At 55.8% G+C, this 19,113-nt stretch carries 17 protein-coding genes; 10 read left to right on the forward strand and 7 right to left on the reverse strand.

Features of this window, described 5'->3' with window-relative positions; genetic code table 11:
* Positions 1–30 precede the first annotated feature (30 nt).
* Positions 31–1,128, reverse strand: coding sequence for a carboxynorspermidine decarboxylase (gene nspC / locus ATO67_RS15755; RefSeq protein ID WP_067651249.1), 1,098 nt, complete (start codon positions 1,126–1,128; stop codon positions 31–33).
* Between the two features lie 223 nt (positions 1,129–1,351).
* Between nspC and ATO67_RS15760 the strand changes: the two genes are divergently transcribed.
* The 3 genes from ATO67_RS15760 to galE all read left to right on the forward strand — a co-directional run bounded on the left by ATO67_RS15760 (position 1,352) and on the right by galE (position 3,236).
* Positions 1,352–1,693 (forward strand): DNA-binding protein, encoded by a 342-nt coding sequence (locus tag ATO67_RS15760; protein ID WP_067651252.1) that lies wholly within the window; start codon positions 1,352–1,354, stop codon positions 1,691–1,693.
* 9 nt (positions 1,694–1,702) lie between these two features.
* Positions 1,703–2,122, forward strand: coding sequence for a hypothetical protein (locus ATO67_RS15765; RefSeq protein WP_067651255.1), 420 nt, complete (start codon positions 1,703–1,705; stop codon positions 2,120–2,122).
* A gap of 130 nt (positions 2,123–2,252) precedes the next feature.
* Positions 2,253–3,236: a UDP-glucose 4-epimerase GalE gene (galE, locus tag ATO67_RS15770; protein WP_067651259.1), complete on the forward strand. Its 984-nt coding sequence runs from the start codon at positions 2,253–2,255 to the stop codon at positions 3,234–3,236.
* A gap of 115 nt (positions 3,237–3,351) precedes the next feature.
* On the opposite strand, the gene ATO67_RS15775 is transcribed toward galE, so the two are convergent.
* Entirely contained in the window at positions 3,352–3,900 is a 549-nt protein-coding gene (locus ATO67_RS15775) for a PRC-barrel domain-containing protein (protein ID WP_067651261.1), read from the reverse strand.
* A gap of 245 nt (positions 3,901–4,145) precedes the next feature.
* Here ATO67_RS15775 and ATO67_RS15780 point away from each other — a divergent pair, with 245 nt between their 5' ends.
* On the forward strand, positions 4,146–5,846 hold the full coding sequence (locus tag ATO67_RS15780; protein ID WP_067651264.1) for an HWE histidine kinase domain-containing protein: 1,701 nt from the start codon (positions 4,146–4,148) through the stop codon (positions 5,844–5,846).
* Between the two features lie 253 nt (positions 5,847–6,099).
* Here the strand turns inward: ATO67_RS15780 and ATO67_RS15785 are convergent, their stop codons facing one another.
* Positions 6,100–7,092: a sensor histidine kinase gene (locus ATO67_RS15785; RefSeq protein WP_067651266.1), complete on the reverse strand. Its 993-nt coding sequence runs from the start codon at positions 7,090–7,092 to the stop codon at positions 6,100–6,102.
* Positions 7,093–7,203: 111 nt separating this feature from the next.
* On the reverse strand, positions 7,204–7,998 hold the full coding sequence (locus ATO67_RS15790) for a response regulator (protein ID WP_067651269.1): 795 nt from the start codon (positions 7,996–7,998) through the stop codon (positions 7,204–7,206).
* Between the two features lie 140 nt (positions 7,999–8,138).
* Between ATO67_RS15790 and ATO67_RS15795 the strand changes: the two genes are divergently transcribed.
* On the forward strand, positions 8,139–8,339 hold the full coding sequence (locus ATO67_RS15795; protein WP_067651273.1) for a NepR family anti-sigma factor: 201 nt from the start codon (positions 8,139–8,141) through the stop codon (positions 8,337–8,339).
* Positions 8,339–8,905: a sigma-70 family RNA polymerase sigma factor gene (locus ATO67_RS15800; RefSeq protein ID WP_067651276.1), complete on the forward strand. Its 567-nt coding sequence runs from the start codon at positions 8,339–8,341 to the stop codon at positions 8,903–8,905. The genes ATO67_RS15795 and ATO67_RS15800 overlap by 1 nt, the downstream gene beginning before the upstream one ends.
* A 44-nt stretch (positions 8,906–8,949) precedes the next feature.
* On the opposite strand, the gene ATO67_RS15805 is transcribed toward ATO67_RS15800, so the two are convergent.
* Complete coding sequence (locus ATO67_RS15805; RefSeq protein ID WP_067651279.1) at positions 8,950–9,420, reverse strand: Lrp/AsnC family transcriptional regulator; 471 nt, start codon at positions 9,418–9,420, stop codon at positions 8,950–8,952.
* Positions 9,421–9,561: 141 nt separating this feature from the next.
* Here ATO67_RS15805 and putA point away from each other — a divergent pair, with 141 nt between their 5' ends.
* Entirely contained in the window at positions 9,562–13,245 is a 3,684-nt protein-coding gene (putA, locus tag ATO67_RS15810) for a trifunctional transcriptional regulator/proline dehydrogenase/L-glutamate gamma-semialdehyde dehydrogenase (RefSeq protein ID WP_067651282.1), read from the forward strand.
* 111 nt (positions 13,246–13,356) lie between these two features.
* On the forward strand, positions 13,357–14,259 hold the full coding sequence (locus ATO67_RS15815; RefSeq protein ID WP_067651285.1) for a LysR family transcriptional regulator: 903 nt from the start codon (positions 13,357–13,359) through the stop codon (positions 14,257–14,259).
* 1 nt (position 14,260) lies between these two features.
* Here ATO67_RS15815 and ATO67_RS15820 read toward each other — a convergent pair whose 3' ends face one another.
* Both ATO67_RS15820 and ATO67_RS15825 read right to left on the reverse strand, forming a co-directional pair.
* On the reverse strand, positions 14,261–15,148 hold the full coding sequence (locus ATO67_RS15820; RefSeq protein WP_067651288.1) for a DMT family transporter: 888 nt from the start codon (positions 15,146–15,148) through the stop codon (positions 14,261–14,263).
* Positions 15,149–15,298: 150 nt separating this feature from the next.
* On the reverse strand, positions 15,299–16,513 hold the full coding sequence (locus ATO67_RS15825; RefSeq protein ID WP_067651291.1) for an adenylate/guanylate cyclase domain-containing protein: 1,215 nt from the start codon (positions 16,511–16,513) through the stop codon (positions 15,299–15,301).
* A gap of 236 nt (positions 16,514–16,749) precedes the next feature.
* Between ATO67_RS15825 and ATO67_RS15830 the strand changes: the two genes are divergently transcribed.
* Positions 16,750–18,057 (forward strand): UDP-glucose dehydrogenase family protein, encoded by a 1,308-nt coding sequence (locus tag ATO67_RS15830; protein WP_067651294.1) that lies wholly within the window; start codon positions 16,750–16,752, stop codon positions 18,055–18,057.
* 13 nt (positions 18,058–18,070) lie between these two features.
* Entirely contained in the window at positions 18,071–19,087 is a 1,017-nt protein-coding gene (locus ATO67_RS15835) for an NAD-dependent epimerase (RefSeq protein WP_067651415.1), read from the forward strand.
* Positions 19,088–19,113: the final 26 nt, after the last annotated feature.

Genomic DNA, 19,113 nt, shown 5'->3' on the forward strand with positions numbered 1-19,113 from the left:
CTTTATCCCCGCAGGGATGAGCTATTGATATTAAGACAGGCTTTGTTCGAAATCGGCAAAGCCGAATTCACGGACGGAACGGACGGAACCGTCCAGCTCCTTGATGGCAATGGTTGGCATTTTGACGCCATTGAACCAGTTTTTCTTGACCATGGTATAACCGGCTGTGTCCTGGAAGGAGACGCGGTCACCCACCTTCAATTCGTTCTCAAAACGAAACTCGCCAAACACATCGCCTGCAAGGCACGACTTGCCGCAGACCATGTAAGAATGATCACCCTCATTGGGCGAAACCTTGGCGGTTTCGCGGTAGATCAGCAGATCCAGCAGGTGCGCCTCGATCGAGCTATCGACGATGGCGAGGTTCTTGCCGTTGAACAACGTATCGAGAACCGTTGTTTCCAGCGTCGTGCTCTTGGTGATCGAAGCTTCACCGGGTTCCAGATAGACCTGAACGCCGTATTTTTCCGAAAATTCCTTGAGACGATCGCAGAACTGGTCGAGCGGATAATTTTCGCCGGTGAAATGGATACCGCCGCCGAGGCTCACCCATTCTACACGCGCCAGAAGCGTGCCGAACTTGTCCTCGATCTGCGACAACATGCTGTCGAACAGATCGAAATCGCCATTTTCACAATTGTTATGTATCATGAAGCCGGAAATGCGGTCCATGACCTTTTCGACCTTTGCAACATCCCACTCGCCCAGACGGCTGAACGGACGCGCCGGGTCGGCGATATCGAAGGTGGAGGAGGAAACCTGCGGGTTTAGGCGCAGACCGCGCGTGATGCTTTCGGCCTTGTCGGCAAAACGCTCCAGTTGCCCAATGGAGTTGAAGATGATCTTGTCTGCGTTGGCGATGACCTCGTCGATCTCGTAATCCGCATATGCGACGCTATAGGCATGCGTCTCACCACCGAATTTTTCGCGACCCAGGCGCACCTCGTAGAGCGACGAGGACGTCGTACCATCCATATATTGCGACATGAAATCAAACACTGACCACGTTGCGAAACACTTCAGCGCCAAGAGTGCCTTTGCGCCGGATTTGTCGCGCACATAGGCAATCTTCTCCATGTTGCGAAGAAGCTTTGTCTTATCGATCAGGTAATATGGCGTTTGCAGCATTTGTCAGTCACATCTTATCTTGGACAGGAAAGGTCTCGTCTTGAGACGGGCCTTATATGATGCTTGTGACAGGAAAACAAACCCGCAGCAGAGATTCTGCAATCCAGCTGTTTTTTCGCTACGGTGAAGACACAGGGGAACCAAACGTCGTCAGGCACGTTCTGAAACCAAGCGTGAGCCGTGTAAACGGCGTTTTTGAGATAAATTCAGCAAAGGACACATCATGGCGACGGTTCGTAACGTGGAAGATAAAGTGCGTGAAACTCTCGAAGGCGGCGATGCAGCAGAAGTGTCTGCGCAGCTAGCGCAGCTACGTGAAGACCTTGCCAATCTGGCTGGCAGCGTGAAAGCGCTGGGTGCTGGCGTTTCCCATGAGGTCAAGGCCCGTGCCTCCCGCGCTGCCGACGATGCTATCGCCGCCGGTGAAGAGACAGTCGAAACCGTACGCAATGAAATTCAGTCTCTCAACGACAACTTGACCTATCAGGTTCAGAAGAACCCACTTCAGTCTTTGGGCATTGCCGTTGCTGCAGGTTTCCTTATCGCTCTCGTCACCCGCAAATAAGGTAGCAACATGCTTCAGACGCTGCTGCTTTATCTCGGTGACACCCAGCGAGAAGGCCAATTGGTGACACGGCGCATCAAGTCCACGATCCTTTTGTGGACGCTTGCCGGTGTGTTTTTTGTTATTGCCTTCATTGCTGCCTTGGTTGGCGGCTCGATCTACCTCGCAAAAGAAATCGGGGCCGGACCTGCGGCTCTCGTGATTGCTGGCGTGGCATTTCTGCTCGGCGTCATCATGCTGGTGTGCCTTTCCATCAAACGTAGACCGCGCGTCTATGCTACGCGACCTTTGATGCCGCTGGCTGCAGCACCGATTGCGGCACAGTCCCTGGCTGGCAGCGCGCTTGCAGCACGGCCATTCGTCACACTGCTGACAGCGATTGCTCTTGGCTATGTTGCGACCAGAACCACGATTCTGAAGAAGAAGTAATTCGATTTCCGAAGCCGCCCTCGATCAGAAGGCGGCTTTTCCTTTTTCACCTGCAATAAATTCCGCTGCCCTTCTGCCGACAAAATGCTAGGCAGTTTGCCAACACGTCTTTTAACGGAGAGAATGTTGGATGCGGAAAAAAGTCCTTGTTGTCGGCGGTGCCGGATATATTGGTTCACACACCTGCCTATTGCTGGCTGAACGTGGATATGAGCCTATCGTCTTCGACAACCTTTCCAACGGCCATGAAGAATTCATCAGATGGGGACCGTTTGAACAGGGCGACATTCGCGACCACAAGCGACTGGCCGAAGTTTTTTCCAAACATAAGCCGGAAGCCGTCCTGCATTTCGCGGCACTGATCGAAGTCGGCGAATCCGTCAAAAATCCCGTTGCCTTTTACGATAACAACGTCACCGGTGCGCTGACATTGCTGTCAGCCACGATAGATGCGGGCGTGAAGGCCTTTGTCTTCTCGTCTACCTGCGCGACCTACGGCCTGCCGGAACGGGTGCCCCTGGACGAAACCCACCCCCAGGCACCGATCAATCCCTATGGCCGCACCAAGTGGGTCGTGGAACAGGCATTGAAGGACTACAGCACCTACAAGGGTCTGAAATCCGTGATGTTGCGCTACTTCAACGCCGCGGGCGCCGATTTCGAAGGGCGCATCGGCGAGTGGCACAAGCCTGAAACGCATGCCATTCCGCTCGCTATCGAAGCCGCTCTGGGACGCCGCGAGGGCTTCAAGGTGTTTGGCACGGACTATGACACGCGAGACGGCACCTGCGTCCGCGACTACATTCACATTCTCGATCTGGCGGACGCCCATGTGCGTGCCGTCGATTATCTGCTGAATGGAGGAGAAACCGTCGAGCTTAACCTTGGCACCGGCACCGGAACAACGGTCAAGGAATTGCTCGATACAATCTCGGAAGTCTCTGGCCGCCCCTTCCCCGTGGAATACACCGAACGACGTGACGGCGATTCCACCACCCTCGTCGCCAACAACGACAAGGCAAAGGAAGTGCTGGGCTGGGAACCGCAATATACGCTGACGGATATTATCAGGTCCGCATGGCGCTGGCACTCCTCGCGAAACGCCAGCATGTAAGAGGTGAGCAAGCTTTTATGGTGCTGCCTTTGAAAAGACAAAAAAAACGCCGGTCCAGTGGACCGGCGTCTTCGCTATGAGAATGTTCTCATAGCTCCTCTCCCAGGTAACTCTATTATGGCTTGGGCGCCGTTGTGGTCGCACCGCCAGTTGTGGAGTTGGTTGCCGGCGCGGCAGAGCCTTCATCAGCCTTCTTGTCCTTCATCGTTACGAATTCAGGAGCGGCTTTGAGTGACTCGGCCGTTTCGGTCGTCGTCAGGCGCACTGTGCCGTTGGCGGCGTCACGTGTAACCGTCAGCTTGTCCATTGGGACGGCGACGTCCTTGGCACCAATGCCCAGAAAACCGCCAACGCCGACCACTGCCGCGACGATGCCACCATTTTCCTCAAGAATGAGATTGGTCACGCTGCCAATGCTCTCATCAGCTGCGGTATAAACTGCATTGCCGATGTAGTCATTGGCGCTGATCTGTGTCGCTGCCTGCTCTGTGAGATAAGCTCCGCCTGCTGCCGAAGGCGTCGCTGGCATCGCAGTCGTTGCCGGAACTGTGGCACTTGGTGCTGCCGGTGCAGGCTGCGTCGTACCCTGTGCCATGGCAAGTGATGCGAATGTTGTGGAACCCAAAAGAGCGACTGTGGCGATCATGGTGAGTGTCTTTTTCATTTCGTACCTTCCTTATCCTATCAATGTAACCTGCTCGACGGTTGAACCCGTTCTGTGTGAGCCTGTTGATTTGCAAACGGCACAAGAAGGAAATTGGTTCCGCTGTTTTTTTAGGCAATAACGGATGAAAAGACATAAAAAGCGGCTGGTAATCAGGCATATTATGGGATTGCGAACTATGAAGGCTTGCGCCATTCTGCGGTTCAGCCAGAATGATTTGAACACCGGTCGAAACCGGCGAGACGATGCGAAACAACATCATATTGAAACTAAGACGACGTCTTTCCGGTTTTTTTCCAACCGCGCCTATTAGTGTCTATCTCGTTGTAATGACAGCAGTTATCACGCTGCCTCTGGTTATTTTCGTCGGCTATCTGATGCTGAAACTGGAAGCAAACGAAACAGGCGACCTTCAAAGGGAAGCCGTCGAAGATGCACGCGCAGTCAGCCGCAACATCGATCGCCGTTTGCAGGAAATGGCGACAACTCTCAACCTGCTGACGCAATTCCCCGAGTTAGAGGATGGCGACCTCGCGGCGTTTCACAAGCGCGTGAGCGAAAGCCTTGAAAGACAGGGCCTCTACGTCATCGTTGCAACTGCTGACGGAAAACAACGCCTGAACAGCCGTGTGCCGCTGAATCAGCCCTTGGGCAATGTGCCGCCCGACATCAAGCTACAGGATGTCATTGCCGGACGCAGGATCGCCGTCTCCAACATCTTTTATGGCAATACCAGCAAGGAATGGGTGTTCAACGTCATGCGCCCTTTGCCGCCGTCGCTGTCGGCCGCCGGTGACGCACTGATCATGACCCAAAATGCCAGCGACCTGATGGGACTGGTCTCAACGGACGGGCTTCCATCTGGCTGGACGATTGCGATCGTGGATGGCAACAATCACGTCGTTACATCCAGCGCGCCGAAGACCATCGCAGCCGGATCCGACTTCGATCATACGTGGGCGAACGAAATGCAGGCTTTTAGCGGCAGTTTCGAAAATGAAGACGGCATTATATATGCCTACTCCCAACTGCCGGGATGGTCTTGGAAGGCAGTTATCTGGGGACCGTCCGACAATAGCGATTCTGCATTGGCAAGCACCTGGCGGAAAATGATGATCGGCAGTTTGACCCTCGTCGCAATCGCTATCGCAGGTGCCTATCTCGTCGGCCAGCAGCTCCGTGGGTCAATACGCGAACTTGTCGATGTGGCCAAACGAATAGGCGAGGGCGAAATCGTTTCGCCGATCGACACCAAAATAAAGGAAGCAAATCAGGTCGCTGTCGCCCTTTCGAACGCCTCCTTTGACCGCAGCCAGGCGGACGATCGTGCCCACCTCATCCTGCACGAGCTGGTTCATCGCTCCAAGAACATGCTGACGCTGGTTCAAGCCATGATGCGCCAGCTCGCGCGCGACAGCACGACGGTTGCGGAGTTCCAAAAGGAGGTGGACCACCGTCTTCGTGGCTTGGGAATGTCGATCAGCGCTTTGTCGGAGGTGCAATGGCAGGGACTGCCGATGCGCAAGTTGCTGGAAACCCATTTGAAGGTCTTCGGGAACGCCATCGATCAGGTCAAGCTCAGCGGAGAAGACTTCATTCTTTCGCCGGAAGCTGCGCAGAATCTGGGCCTCATCATCCATGAGCTGGCGACCAATTCGATGAAATACGGCGCGCTTTCCGAGGCGGCAGCCACTGTCGAGCTCTCCTGGGTTCGTAAGATGAACGGTGAGAAAGAGATGCTGACAATAGACTGGAAAGACGTTGGTGGCCCTCCAGCCGTTGCCCCGACACGAAGCGGCTTTGGCACCACAATTACGAGACGTCATGCCGAAAGTGCATTTTCTGCAACCATATCAACAGATTACAAAGAGTGTGGATTCCAGTGGACGCTGACAGCACCTTTTCATAAATTTCTTGCTCAAAAAAAATCTGTTTTGCCGAATTAAAATTTAGACGGCACGGAACCAACTGGCAGAACCCGCGTTTTTAAGGCAAGCCAAGCCACTCCCGTCCCCGCCTGAGGCTTGGCGCACGCAGGTTTTGCCCCTGAAAACCTGCCATAGATAGCACGGCTCTACGGAGCCGTGCTTTTTTGTTGGCACAAGGGCGTCCCCAAACTCCGCAGATGAACAGATAACAAAAGCGACGCGACAAAACGTCGTCTTCCATCGGACAAGCCAAAATTCAATTGGGTTTTATTCAGGTCGGCAGCGGAGCCGGGAACCTCAGGAAATAGTCAATGCTTTCATCAGAGACTTTATATTTAGCTTCCCCACCCAACGCTGCCGGGACGACTTTCTCCAAAACAACGCTTCCGAAATTGCTTCGTTTGTCAGCGTCGGCAGTGTGTTGAGCGCCACTGCCTCCAAGTGGTTCCGTCCAGCGAACTTCGAAGAAATCCGCATCTTTTCGACATTCCAGTGTCAAAGGAAGATGCTGCGATAGGTTCCCACCATGACTGATCGTATTCACGACAAGCTCATGGAAAGCGAGCCCCACATAGAGCGCCCCGTTTGGGTTGAGGAGAAGGTTGTCGCCCTTCATCTGAATCAGGTTAGGATATTCAGGCAAATAGAGATCGGCCTGCTGTTTCAGCAGATCGAAAATCTCTGCTCCGCGCCAATCCGAATCCGTGATCAGATCCTGGGACTGCGCCAAAGCATGCAGACGCCCTCTGAATTTTCGCAGAAAATCTTCTTTGGTAAAACTGAAACGCGCGGTTTGGGAGGATAGGCTCTGGATGATGGCAAGGAGGTTTTTTGAGCGGTGACTGACTTCGCGGAGCAATGATCGAAGCAACTGCTCCCGCCGTCGCTCCACCGTTACTTCTCGAATTGTCGTTTTGAGGACGCGCTGTCCAGACATGTTGACGGTGGAGTAGACGTAAAACTGGAAGACACGGTCCTTGCCGGCATTGACCTCCAGCATTCCCCTGCTTCCTGCTGCCGTCAGATCTTTTTTCAAATCTGACAGGCGGGCAGCAAGCTCTTTTCCAAACATCGTGACGTCGTTCGGATCGTCGCCTGACTCGTCCGGAAGCGTCCAGACGTCAGGCAGATTCGCGATAAAAATATACTCTTTATCACGGTCCTGCAGCATGACCGTCTCATCAGAGTCCAGCAAGGCAAGCACGAGTGAATCGTGAAGGTCTCCCTCTTCTCGCCCCGCATTATGCCACGCCAGCCGATGCAATATTGTCTCCTAACGGGTAACGGCGATCAAGGTCGCTGTGTTCGAGCAAACATGCAGACCTGAACGCCGGGTAAGAACCCGGGTTCCAAAATCTCTTCAGTTCAGCGTCAATTAAGCTGCGACACGTGAACTTTCATTAAAGAACAGAGCCTGACTTATGAGAGCTTTCACCATGTCGGGATTAAATGGCTTGGTCACAAGGAAGGTCGGCTCAGGACGCTCGCCGGTAAGAAGACGTTCCGGGAAAGCGGTGATGAAGATCACAGGCAGCGTCGTCATCTGAAGGATTTCCTTCATGGCTTCCAGACCAGAACTTCCATCCGCAAGCTGGATGTCGGCAAGGATCATCTTGGGCTGCGTACGGTGGAACAGTTCCAGCGCTTCCTTATGGGTGCGCGCAATGCCTGTCACGTTGTGGCCGAGGTCCGTTACCATCTGCTCGATATCCATCGCGATCAGAGGCTCGTCCTCGATGATCATGATGTCGGTCGCAACCTGACGCGCAATTTCAGAGGCAGCCTCATCGATCAGCTTTCCGACCTGCGATTCAGGAACGCGGAGAACTTCGGCAACTTCAGCCATCGAGAATTCTTCTACGGTCGTCAGCAAAAATGCCTGGCGCGGCACCGCCGGCACTGCCGAAAGATTGGCAGACGCACGCTTTTCCCAACCCGTAAGGTTTTCGTCGCTTTTGATGTTGATTGTTACGGAACTAAAGATGGAGACAAACAATTGATAAAGCGAGACGCGATCGCTGCTCGTCTGCGGGAAGATGCTAACATCCGCGATCAATGCTTCCAGGCTGGCGGCGACGTAGGCATCGCCAGTCGATTGTGAACCGCAAACGGCACGCGCAAACCTGCGAAGATAGGGCAGGTGCGGTGCGATGCGTGTAGAAACTGACATGGAATTCTCCCCTGTATCATGCGGTGTGCAACGCACACATAATGGAAAAAACGTGGTACCCAAAAAATAGTTCCAGTTGGTTGGAACTATTTTTTCAGTTAGGCATTAACAGCGACATCACCTAACGAATACCGGAAATCATGAATATGTTTCAATCGGATCAGGATCCATCTGAAAAGGGAACGTCTCCGACTGTTTCCGACTCAGGTAGAACCGTCATCTCGCGTAAACTACGGGAACTGTACGACACAGTTCAGGACGAAGGCATTCCAGACAAGTTCCTCGATCTGCTTGAGAAACTCGACGAAGCTGAAAACAAAGCAAAAGCTTCGAGGGGATAATGGCAGAAGAACACACCAAGAACGAAACCAATTTCAAGCGAGAAATGCTGGCCGCGCTCCCCAATTTGCGCGCATTCGCTATCTCTCTCATCCGGTCCCGCGACCGGGCCGATGACCTCGTGCAAGACACGATCATGAAGGCTTGGGCGAAGCAGGAAAGCTATCAGCCCGGCACCAACATGCGCGCATGGCTGGTTACGATACTTCGTAACGAGTTCTACAGCCAGATAAGAAAATCAGGCCGCGAAGTTCAGGACACGGATGGAGCTTACACATCCCGCCTGTCTGTTCCACCAGAACAGCACGGTTCCGTCGATCTTCAGGATTTCAAGACCGCGCTTGCAAAACTGCCGGAAGATCAGCGTGAAGCCATTCTGCTGATCGGCGCGTCGGGCTTTGCCTATGAAGAAGCTGCGGAAATTTGCGGTTGCCCCGTCGGGACAATCAAAAGCCGCGTTAGTCGTGCACGTCTTCGTCTTCAGGAACTTTTGGGGATTCAGGACGAAAACGAATTCGGTCCAGACGCTCAGGTAGCAGCGGTCACAGCGGCTGCGGCTATACGTTAAACCTGACTGACATCAGAACGGCGCAGCCCAAAGGCTGTGCCGTTTTATATTCCCACGTCTTTGACAGACTGCATGACGACGAATGTCGATGTGTTGGCCACACACGGTAGGCTGGATATTTTTTCACCCAGAACCCGCCTGTATTTGCGGATATCGTTGGTGCGAACCTTCAACAGATAATCGAAGGCTCCAGCGATCATGTGACACTCCTCGACTTCCTTGATCTTGCGGACCGCCGTGTTGAAATCCTCCAGCGCCTTCTCGCGCGTATCAGACAGTTTGACCTCGGTGAAGGCGATGTGCTCCAGCCCCAACTTGGCCGGATTGAGCATGGCACGAAAACCCAGAATGTATCCCTCATCCACCAAACGTTTCAGCCGCGTCTGGCACGGCGTCTTCGACAGACCGACCTGCTTGGACAATTGCAAGATCGACATGCGGCCATCATCGCTCATTGCCTCCAGTATCTTCAGATCGAAATGATCGAGATCACCTGTATCAGACGATTTTGCCATTCATATTGCCTCCTGAAATGCTCATTATAAGTCGGTTTGTCCTGATATACCGCTAAAATAGGACCATAGCAATTTTGCCACCAGTGATATTCTGATGTCTGAAAAAGATCGCCTTGCGACAGATATTCGAGGACTGGACCGATGGTAGAAAATACAGCTGGGTTTGCCAAATCACACGCCAACCAAACATGTGATATTTTCGCGCATTTTGCGCCACCGGTGCAGCCGCAAAGCGCCCTGCGCCAAGCCATCACCGCTGCCTACCGCCGGGCGGAGCCGGATTGCATGGCGCGGCTACTCGAAGCGGCAACCGTTTCGCCTGAACAGGCCGATACAATTCGCACGACTGCACGCAAACTGGTTCAAGCGCTGCGTTCCAAAGCCAAAGGGACCGGCGTCGAAGGATTGGTGCAGGAATATTCGCTATCGAGCCAGGAAGGCGTGGCGCTGATGTGCCTTGCCGAAGCCCTGTTGCGTATTCCCGATGCCGCCACACGTGATGCCCTGATCCGTGACAAGATTGCCACCGGCGACTGGAAATCTCACCTCGGCGGCGGTCGCTCACTGTTCGTCAATGCCGCGACCTGGGGGCTGGTCATCACGGGCAAGCTGACATCCACCGTCAACGACAAGGGCTTGTCGGCAGCGCTGACAAAACTCATTTCCCGTGCGGGAGAGCCGGTCATCCGCCGCGGCGTCGACATGGCCATGCGGATGATGGGCGAGCAATTCGTGACCGGCCAGACCATCGGCGAGGCAATCAACCGCTCGAAGGCACTTGAGGCACAAGGCTTCCAATATTCTTACGATATGCTGGGCGAAGCCGCGACGACGGCTAAGGATGCCGAGCGCTATTACCACGATTACGAGCAGGCAATTCATGCCATCGGCAAGGCCTCAGCCGGTCGCGGCGTGTATGGTGGTCCCGGCATTTCCATCAAGCTTTCCGCCTTGCATCCGCGCTATGCCCGCGCGCAGGCACAGCGTGTGATGGATGAACTTCTGCCGCGCGTGAAATCCCTGATGCTGCTGGCCAAGCGCTACGATATCGGCCTCAACATCGATGCCGAAGAAGCCGACCGGCTGGAGCTTTCGCTCGACCTGCTGGAAGCAATCGCGCTTGACCCGGAACTGGGAAATTGGCAGGGCATAGGCTTCGTGGTGCAGGCCTATAGCCGCCGCTGCCCCTTCGTGCTGGATTATATCATCGATCTCGCCCGCAGATCGAACCGCCGTATCATGGTGCGTCTCGTCAAGGGTGCCTATTGGGATGCCGAAATCAAGCGGGCGCAACTGGACGGATTGGAAGACTTCCCAGTCTTCACCCGCAAGGTCCACACGGATGTCTCCTACATCGCCTGCGCCGCCAAGCTGCTCGCCGCCCGCGACGTGATCTTTCCGCAATTCGCAACCCACAACGCGCAGTCGCTGGCAACGATCTATCACCTCGCTGGACCCGAATTCAAAATCGGGGACTACGAGTTCCAGTGCCTTCACGGCATGGGTGAACCGCTGTACAGCGAAGTCGTCGGCAAAAAGAACCTCGACCGTCCCTGCCGCTTTTACGCACCGGTTGGCACGCATGAAACGTTGCTGGCCTATCTCGTGCGCCGATTGCTGGAAAACGGCGCCAACTCTTCTTTCGTCAACCGTATCGCCGACCCGAATATTCCCATCGATTCGCTGCTGGAAGACCCTGTCGTCGCGGTGAAATCCATGGCTGCACCGGGCGCGCAACACGAGAAGATTTCCAAACCCGGCAATCTCTACGGCGCGCGGATAAATTCGGCTGGGCTGGATCTGGCGAATGAACAGACGCTGGCGTCATTGAGTGAGGCGCTCTGGACCAGCGCGGAGATGGAATGGAAAGCTGTGCCACTGGGTGCAACCGGTTCTGCGAGAGCCGTTCTCAACCCCGGCGACCTCAATGATATCGTCGGCTTCGTGACCGAACCGACCGATGCGGATGTAAGACAGGCGCTGGAAGCCGCCGCCGCATCCAGCTGGCCGCAAACCAGCGTCGAAGACCGCGCCGCTTGCCTGGAAAAAGCAGCCGATCTGATGCAGGCGAAATTGCCCGTTCTGCTCGGTCTCATCATGCGCGAAGCCGGAAAATCGGCGCCGAACGCCATCGCCGAAGTCCGGGAAGCTATCGATTTTCTACGGTATTATGCAGCCGAAGCACGTAACACATTCGGCCCGCAGCAACAGGCTCTCGGCCCAGTCGTCTGCATCAGCCCGTGGAATTTCCCGCTTGCGATCTTCATCGGTCAGGTCGCGGCAGCGCTCGTGGCAGGCAACCCGGTTCTGGCCAAGCCCGCAGAGGAAACGCCGCTGATTGCCGCAGAAGGCATTCGCCTGCTGCATGAGGCTGGTGTTCCCGCGGATGCCGTGCAGCTTCTGCCGGGCGATGGCAAAGCCGGCGCGCAGTTGGTGGGTGCCGAGCAAACCGCAGGCGTCATGTTCACGGGCTCCACCGAAGTCGCTCGCCTGATCCAGAAACAGCTGACGGCGCGTGTGTCGAGCGATGGACAGCCGATCCCGCTCATTGCCGAAACCGGTGGCCAGAACGCCATGATCGTGGATTCCTCGGCTCTGGCCGAACAGGTTGTGGCCGATGTCATCGCGTCCGCCTTCGATAGCGCCGGCCAGCGCTGCTCGGCGCTACGCGTTCTTTGCCTTCAGGACGATGTGGCTGAGAGAACGCTGACGATGCTGAAAGGCGCCTTGCACGAATTGCGAATCGGTAGAACGGACCGGCTGTCGGTGGATGTCGGCCCGGTGATTACGCTGGAAGCCAAGGAAAACATCGAACAGCACGTCGAAGCCATGCGGGCGCTCGGCAACCGGATCGAGCAAATCACACTGGCTGGCGACACCGACAAGGGCACCTTCGTTCCGCCAACCATCATAGAGTTAAAATCCCTGTCCGACCTCAAGCGTGAAGTCTTCGGCCCTGTCCTGCACGTCATCCGCTTCAAGCGCGAAAAGCTCGACCGTCTCATCGATGATATCAACGCAACCGGTTACGGCCTAACATTCGGCCTACACACGCGCCTCGATACGACGATTGCGCATGTGCTTTCCCGGGTGAAGGCGGGCAATCTTTACGTCAACCGCAACATCATCGGCGCCGTGGTCGGCGTGCAGCCCTTCGGCGGACGCGGTCTTTCCGGTACAGGTCCAAAGGCTGGTGGCCCTCTTTACCTCGGTCGTTTGACGAAGAATGCACCGCTTGTAGACCGCAAGGGGCATCAACACGACACTGCAATCACCGATTTTGCCAACTGGCTGGAGGCAAAGGTTGACAAGGCGGCAGCGGAAATGGCCCGCCTCTCCGCCAAACTCTCCGGCCTCGGTTTTGAAACCGAACTTGCAGGTCCGGTGGGAGAGCGCAACCTCTATGCCCTGCATCCACGCGGCCATGTTTTGCTGGCACCGCTGACCGCACAGGGATTGTTCCGGCAACTGGCAGCGACACTTGCAACCGGAAACACGGTGGTGATAGATAAAGAAACCGGTCTGGAAACGGAACTGAACGGTTTGCCATCCAGCGTGACGGCCCACATCACATGGTCCGCTGATTGGGTCAGGTCCGGCCCCTTCTCGGGCGCGTTGGTGGAAGGTGATGCGGAGCGGGTACGTCAGGTGAATGCGCGCATTGCCGAGCTTCCCGGCCCGCTGGTTCTGGTTCAGGCCGCAACCAGTGAAGCGTTGCTGGGAACGGACCAGCCTTACAATCTGAACTGGCTGCTGGAAGAAGTCTCTGTCAGCGTCAACACGACTGCGGCGGGTGGAAATGCAAGCTTGATGTCGATTGGCTGATCGTCGCGTCGGTCCTGTACGGAAATTCCCGTTTCATTCTGTTTCCCGATCATATACGGGTTTGAGAGGTGCTTTCGGTGGAGAAAGCGCGCATGTTGATGCGAGACTGGAATGGACACACGCAGACGGCTGGTTCCTGATATCGTGACCTTGCAGGCTTTCGAATGCGCTGCAAGGCACGGCAACTTCACGCGCGCTGCCGAAGAGTTGAACCTGACGCAGAGCGCGGTCAGCCGCCAGATCAGCGATCTGGAAGCGCAGACCGGCATGCTGCTGTTCGAGCGCATTCGCCGCCGCGTGGTGCTATCCGATGCGGGGCGCAAGTTCCTGCCTGACGTGCAGAAGCTGCTGCATCAATCCGAACAATTGATGGTGCGGGCCGTCACGGCTGGCTCCTCCAGCGCGCTGCTGTCCATCGCGACCCTTCCGACATTCGGTAGCCGCTGGCTGACACCCCGCCTGCACGACTTCATGGCAAGCCACCCGAACACGGTGCTGACAGTAGGATCGCGCACCCAGCCCTTCGATTTCGATGAGGAAGGCTTCGACATCGCCATCCATTACGGCCAGCCGGTGTGGGCGCGTGGTACATGCACGTTCCTCTGCAACGAAGTGATCGTTCCCGTCGCCAGCCCGCGGCTTCTGGCGTCCAAACCTGTCGCAAACCATGCCGATATGCTGGACGGGCCGTTACTTCACATCACCACGCGTCCCAAGCTGTGGACGGAGTGGTTCGAGATGAACAGGCTTGCCTCCGACAGCGCTTATCGCGGCAACCGTTTCGACCAGTTTTCCATGCTGATAGAGGCCGCAGTCAGCGGTCTGGGCTTTGCGCTCTTGCCGAAATATCTGATTGAAACCGAATTGAAATCAGGCTTGCTGAATGTCGTGTTCGACGTGCCGCTGGCGACGGAAAACAGCTATTATATCGCTCTGCCAGAGGGGCGTCAGGACAACGTGCTGGTCCAGGCGTTCCAAAGCTGGCTTCTTGAACAGGTCGGGCAAAACCTCTGAATCATAGTCTGTTGCGGAAAAACGGATTCCACCGCACGATGCCAAGGCGGATTTTTTCACGCATCATAGTCAGCAATCCGGCAGAGGCTATGACCACCAGACCGGAGATCGCAAGCGTATCCGGATACTCGCCGAAGAAGGACGCGCCGATGGCAACCGCCCATAATATCTGGGAATAGTGCGATGGGGCGATCTGACTGGCAGGGGCAATCTTCGTCGCCGTCAGCAGGGTTATCTGGCCGATAGCGGTGCACATGCCGATGACGATGAAGGCACCGATCTGGTTCAGCGTTGGAACCTGAAACTCCGGGATCATCAGGATACCGTTGAACGTCAAACCATACATAATGAGCACGCCCATGATCGATGTGCGCTTTTCCCGTCCGGCGAGCGAGCGCAGAAGAACGATGGTCAGGCCCGCGAGAAAGGCCACGCAAAGCGCTGCGAAATGCCCGAGTTCCAGTGTTTTGAAACCGGGGCGCACCACCAGCAACACGCCAACGATGCCAGCCATGACCGCAGACCAGCGCCACAGTCCAATATCTTCCTTCAGCACCAACGCCGACAGGATGGTAACGAAAAGCGGTGACAGGAAAATCAGCGCATAGGCCTCTGCAAGCGGCACGTTAGTGAACGCATAAATGCCCAAAATGCCCGCGAACAGGCCGGAAATCGCCCGCCCATGCACGGCCCACGGCCTGCTCATGCGCCAGAAATGGCGCCAGCGCTCTTCTTTTGGTTTCAAGAAGAAAATGAGGGATGCGGACGACAGGATGCTGAAAAAGCCGATTTCGAAGACGCTAACCTGCGAGCCGAGCGACTTGATGGTGGCGTCTCCACAGGAAAAGCTGGCATAGGCAAGCAGCCCCAGTAGAAAACCCTTTTGCATGGCAACCGCTCCCGTAGCGACAACCGGGCGGCATGGGATGAGACTCGATACCCGGCTTGAACGCTATCTCCGTAGTCTGGCTACGCCTGAGACGACCAGAGCGCAAGGCATGAACGCGGGAAAACCGTTCTCTCTTTCTTCACGTTGCAATCAGCACATTTCCGGGTCAATGGTGTAGAGCTCATGCGCCCTTGCAAAACCACGCAAAGCATAACGCCCCATGGATACCATGAAGCCGCGCATATCTTCCGGACACATCGCCATGAACTCGCGGGACATAACGGTATCGCGATCCACCGAACCGCACAGGCTGCTGATGCGGCTGACCATGTTGACAGCGGGTCCGACCACCGTAAAATCCAGCCGGTTGCGACTGCCGATATTACCGTAAAACACCTCACCCACATGCAGGCCGAGATAGACATCCGTCGTCGGCAAGCCCTCCTGCCGTCGCCTGTCGTTCAGCACGGTGAGATTGGTACGCATCGTGATTTCCGAGGCCAGTGCCGCCGCACATCCTGCGCGCTGGTCGGCATCACGGAAGATTGCCAGCACCCCATCGCCGATCAGTTTCAGCACGCTGCCGCCATGGGCGTGGATCGCGTCGATGACCAGACCCGCATAGTCGTTGAGAAACGGAATGATCTGATCTGGCTCCGCCCGGTCTGAAATGCCGGTGAAATCCCGCAGATCGGAAAACCACAAGACGGCATCGATACGTTCGACCTCCCCACGGGTGATCGTGCCGCTCATGACCTTGCGACCAGCATCGCGGCCCAGATAGACGTCGCTGATCGTGCCGATGATGCGCATGCAGGAAGCGGCTTTGAACGCAAGAGCGAGCGTCGGCAACAGCAAGCGCAAGGCGGCAAGCTCGTCGTCGTGAAAGCCTTCAGGATGTCGGGTCAGCCAATGCGAATAGAAAGCATTCATTTCACCGATGCTCCCGCGATCCGTAAAACGATGGATCGCCGCCAGATAATCCGTATGTCCGGCTTGCTTCAGTTCGGATAGCTTTGGAAATTTCGTGTCTTCACCGAGAAAAAACCGGTGACGCGCCTCATCAGCATTTTCCTTGATCAGATGGAAAAATACCGAACTCTCCCAGGCCTCGCGCGCCTTTCCGTCATCGGTGAAATCATAGACGCTGGACGATTCGAAAACATCGTGGCTATCCCAGCGAAACGCATGCCCCTCAAAATCCGGGTGCAGCGTATCCATCAATATCAGTGCCGAGGAAATGCTGATGCCAGCGGCGTTGCATCGCTCGCAAAATCCGGACAACAGAGATTCTTCGGCAACGCCTTCATAGCCTTGCTGCGAAAGCCAGAGCGAAATTTCCGAAAGGCAGGATTGCTGGATCATGGATACCGATGTTCCCTGGAATGAGCAGCAGAAGATATGTTTGATGAACGCTTCACAAGCCCTACGGTGCCTTGGCATCAGCTTCATTTACAACAAATTCTTGAAATCGTCCGTTGAAAACAGCCTGCGCGCTTGGCCCCGGCAGCGAAGGCAGATAAACACCTATCCGAAATGCTGTTTAGCGCATGTGCGGCTGGCAAGTTTTATAGTCGGCCTTGATCCCGAAAGGTTTTTTGATGCGTATTGTAATGATTGGCTCCGGATATGTAGGCTTGGTTTCAGGTGCCTGTTTTGCCGATTTCGGTCATGACGTCATATGCGTCGATAAAATGCCCGAAAAAATCGAGGCGCTGAAAAACGGTCAGATTCCGATTTTCGAGCCAGGCCTCGACATGATCGTGGCAAACAATGCCAAGGCTGGCCGACTGAGTTTCACCACCGACCTGAAAAGTGCTGTGGCGGATGCGGATGCCGTTTTCATTGCGGTTGGCACACCATCGCGCCGTGGCGATGGCCACGCCGATCTGGCTTACGTTTATGCCGCCGCCCGTGAAATTGCCGCAGCCGTGACCGGCTTCACCGTCATCGTCACCAAATCGACAGTGCCGGTCGGCACCGGCGACGAGGTGGAGCGCATCATCCGCGAGGAAAACCCAAGCGCTGATATTGCCGTCGTTTCCAACCCGGAATTCCTGCGCGAGGGCGCAGCCATCGATGACTTTAAGCGTCCCGACCGCATCGTTGTCGGTCTGTCTGACGAGCGCGCCCGGCCGGTGATGACGGAAGTTTATCGCCCGCTTTACCTCAACCAGTCGCCGCTGCTGTTTACCACGCGCCGCACATCCGAGCTGATCAAATACGCAGCCAACGCTTTCCTTGCCATGAAGATTACCTTCATCAACGAAATGGCAGATCTTTGCGAAAAGGTCGGTGCCGACGTTCAGGACGTCTCGCGTGGCATCGGCCTGGATGGCCGCATCGGCGCAAAATTTCTGCATGCCGGCCCCGGCTATGGCGGCTCCTGCTTTCCGAAAGATACGCTCGCGCTTGCCAAGACCGCTCAGGATTTCGACAGCCCCGTTCGCCTGATCGAGACGACGATTGCCGTCAACGACACCCGCAAGCGTGCAATGGGCCGCAAGGTCATTGCCGCCGTCGGCGGTGATATCAGAGGCAAGAAGATTGCCGTGCTGGGCCTGACATTCAAGCCAAACACGGACGACATGCGCGACAGCCCGGCAATTGCCGTCGTACAGACATTGCAGGATGCGGGTGCCAAGGTGACGGGTTATGACCCGGAAGGCATGGTCAATGCGCGCCCGCTGATGGAAGGCATCGAATATGCGACCGGCCCATATGAGGCGGCGCAGGATGCCGATGCGGTGGTAATCGTGACCGAATGGAACCAGTTCCGCGCGCTCGACCTCGACAGGCTGAAATCGATCATGGCGTCACCGGTGCTGGTAGATTTGCGCAATATCTATCGACCGGATGAAGTCACGGCTCACGGCTTCACCTATGCCGGCATCGGCCGTTCATCATAAGCAAGGCGAGAACATGCGATATCTGATTACCGGCACGGCGGGTTTCATCGGTTTTCATCTGGCAAAGCGCTTGCTCGATGAGGGACATTTCGTCGTCGGCTTTGATGGAATGACGCAATATTACGACGTCGCCCTGAAGGAAAAGCGCCACGCCATTCTAGCGCGGTCCAACGGCTTCAAGGCCCAGATCGGGATGCTGGAAGATGTGGATGCGCTCAACCGCGCCGCTGATCTTGCCGAGCCGGAGGTGATTATCCACCTCGCCGCACAGGCGGGAGTTCGCTACAGCATCGACTGCCCCAAGGACTATGTGAACTCGAACCTTATCGGCTCCTGGAATATTCTGGAGCTGGCAAAAACGCTTCAGCCCAAGCATCTGATGCTCGCATCCACGTCATCGATCTACGGCTCCAATGAAAAAGTACCTTTCGCGGAAAGTGATCGCGCCGACGAGCCGATGACGATCTACGCCGCCACCAAGAAGTCGATGGAACTGATGGCGCATAGTTATGCCCATCTGCACAAGGTACCGACAACGGCCTTCCGCTTCTTCACCGTCTACGGCCCGTGGGGACGCCCGGATATGGCGCTGTTCAAATTCGTGGATGCGATCTTGAAGGGCGAGCCCATAGACATATACGGCGAAGGCCAGATGAGTCGCGACTTCACCTACATCGATGATCTGGTCGAGGGCATCGTGCGGCTGAGCCACATTGCGCCATCCGAAGACAACCGAGTGACCGAAGAGGGCGTCACCGACACCCTGTCGAAACACGCACCGTTCCGCGTCGTCAACATTGGCGGTGGGCAGCCCGTGGAGTTGATGCGCTTTGTCGAAACGGTCGAGACCGTTCTGGGGCAAAAAGCCATTCGCAACATGTTGCCGATGCAGCAGGGTGATGTGCCACGTACCTTTGCGTCACCCGATCTGTTGCGGGCTCTGACCGGTTATGCGCCTGACATCACCATCGAAACCGGCGTTGCTGCCTTCGTGGAATGGTATCGCAGCTGGCAATCCGGCAAGGCCTGATGATTCAGGCTGCCGGATTTTGTCTC

The organism is Agrobacterium bohemicum (assembly GCF_001562555.1).
GTDB lineage: Bacteria > Pseudomonadota > Alphaproteobacteria > Rhizobiales > Rhizobiaceae > Agrobacterium > Agrobacterium bohemicum.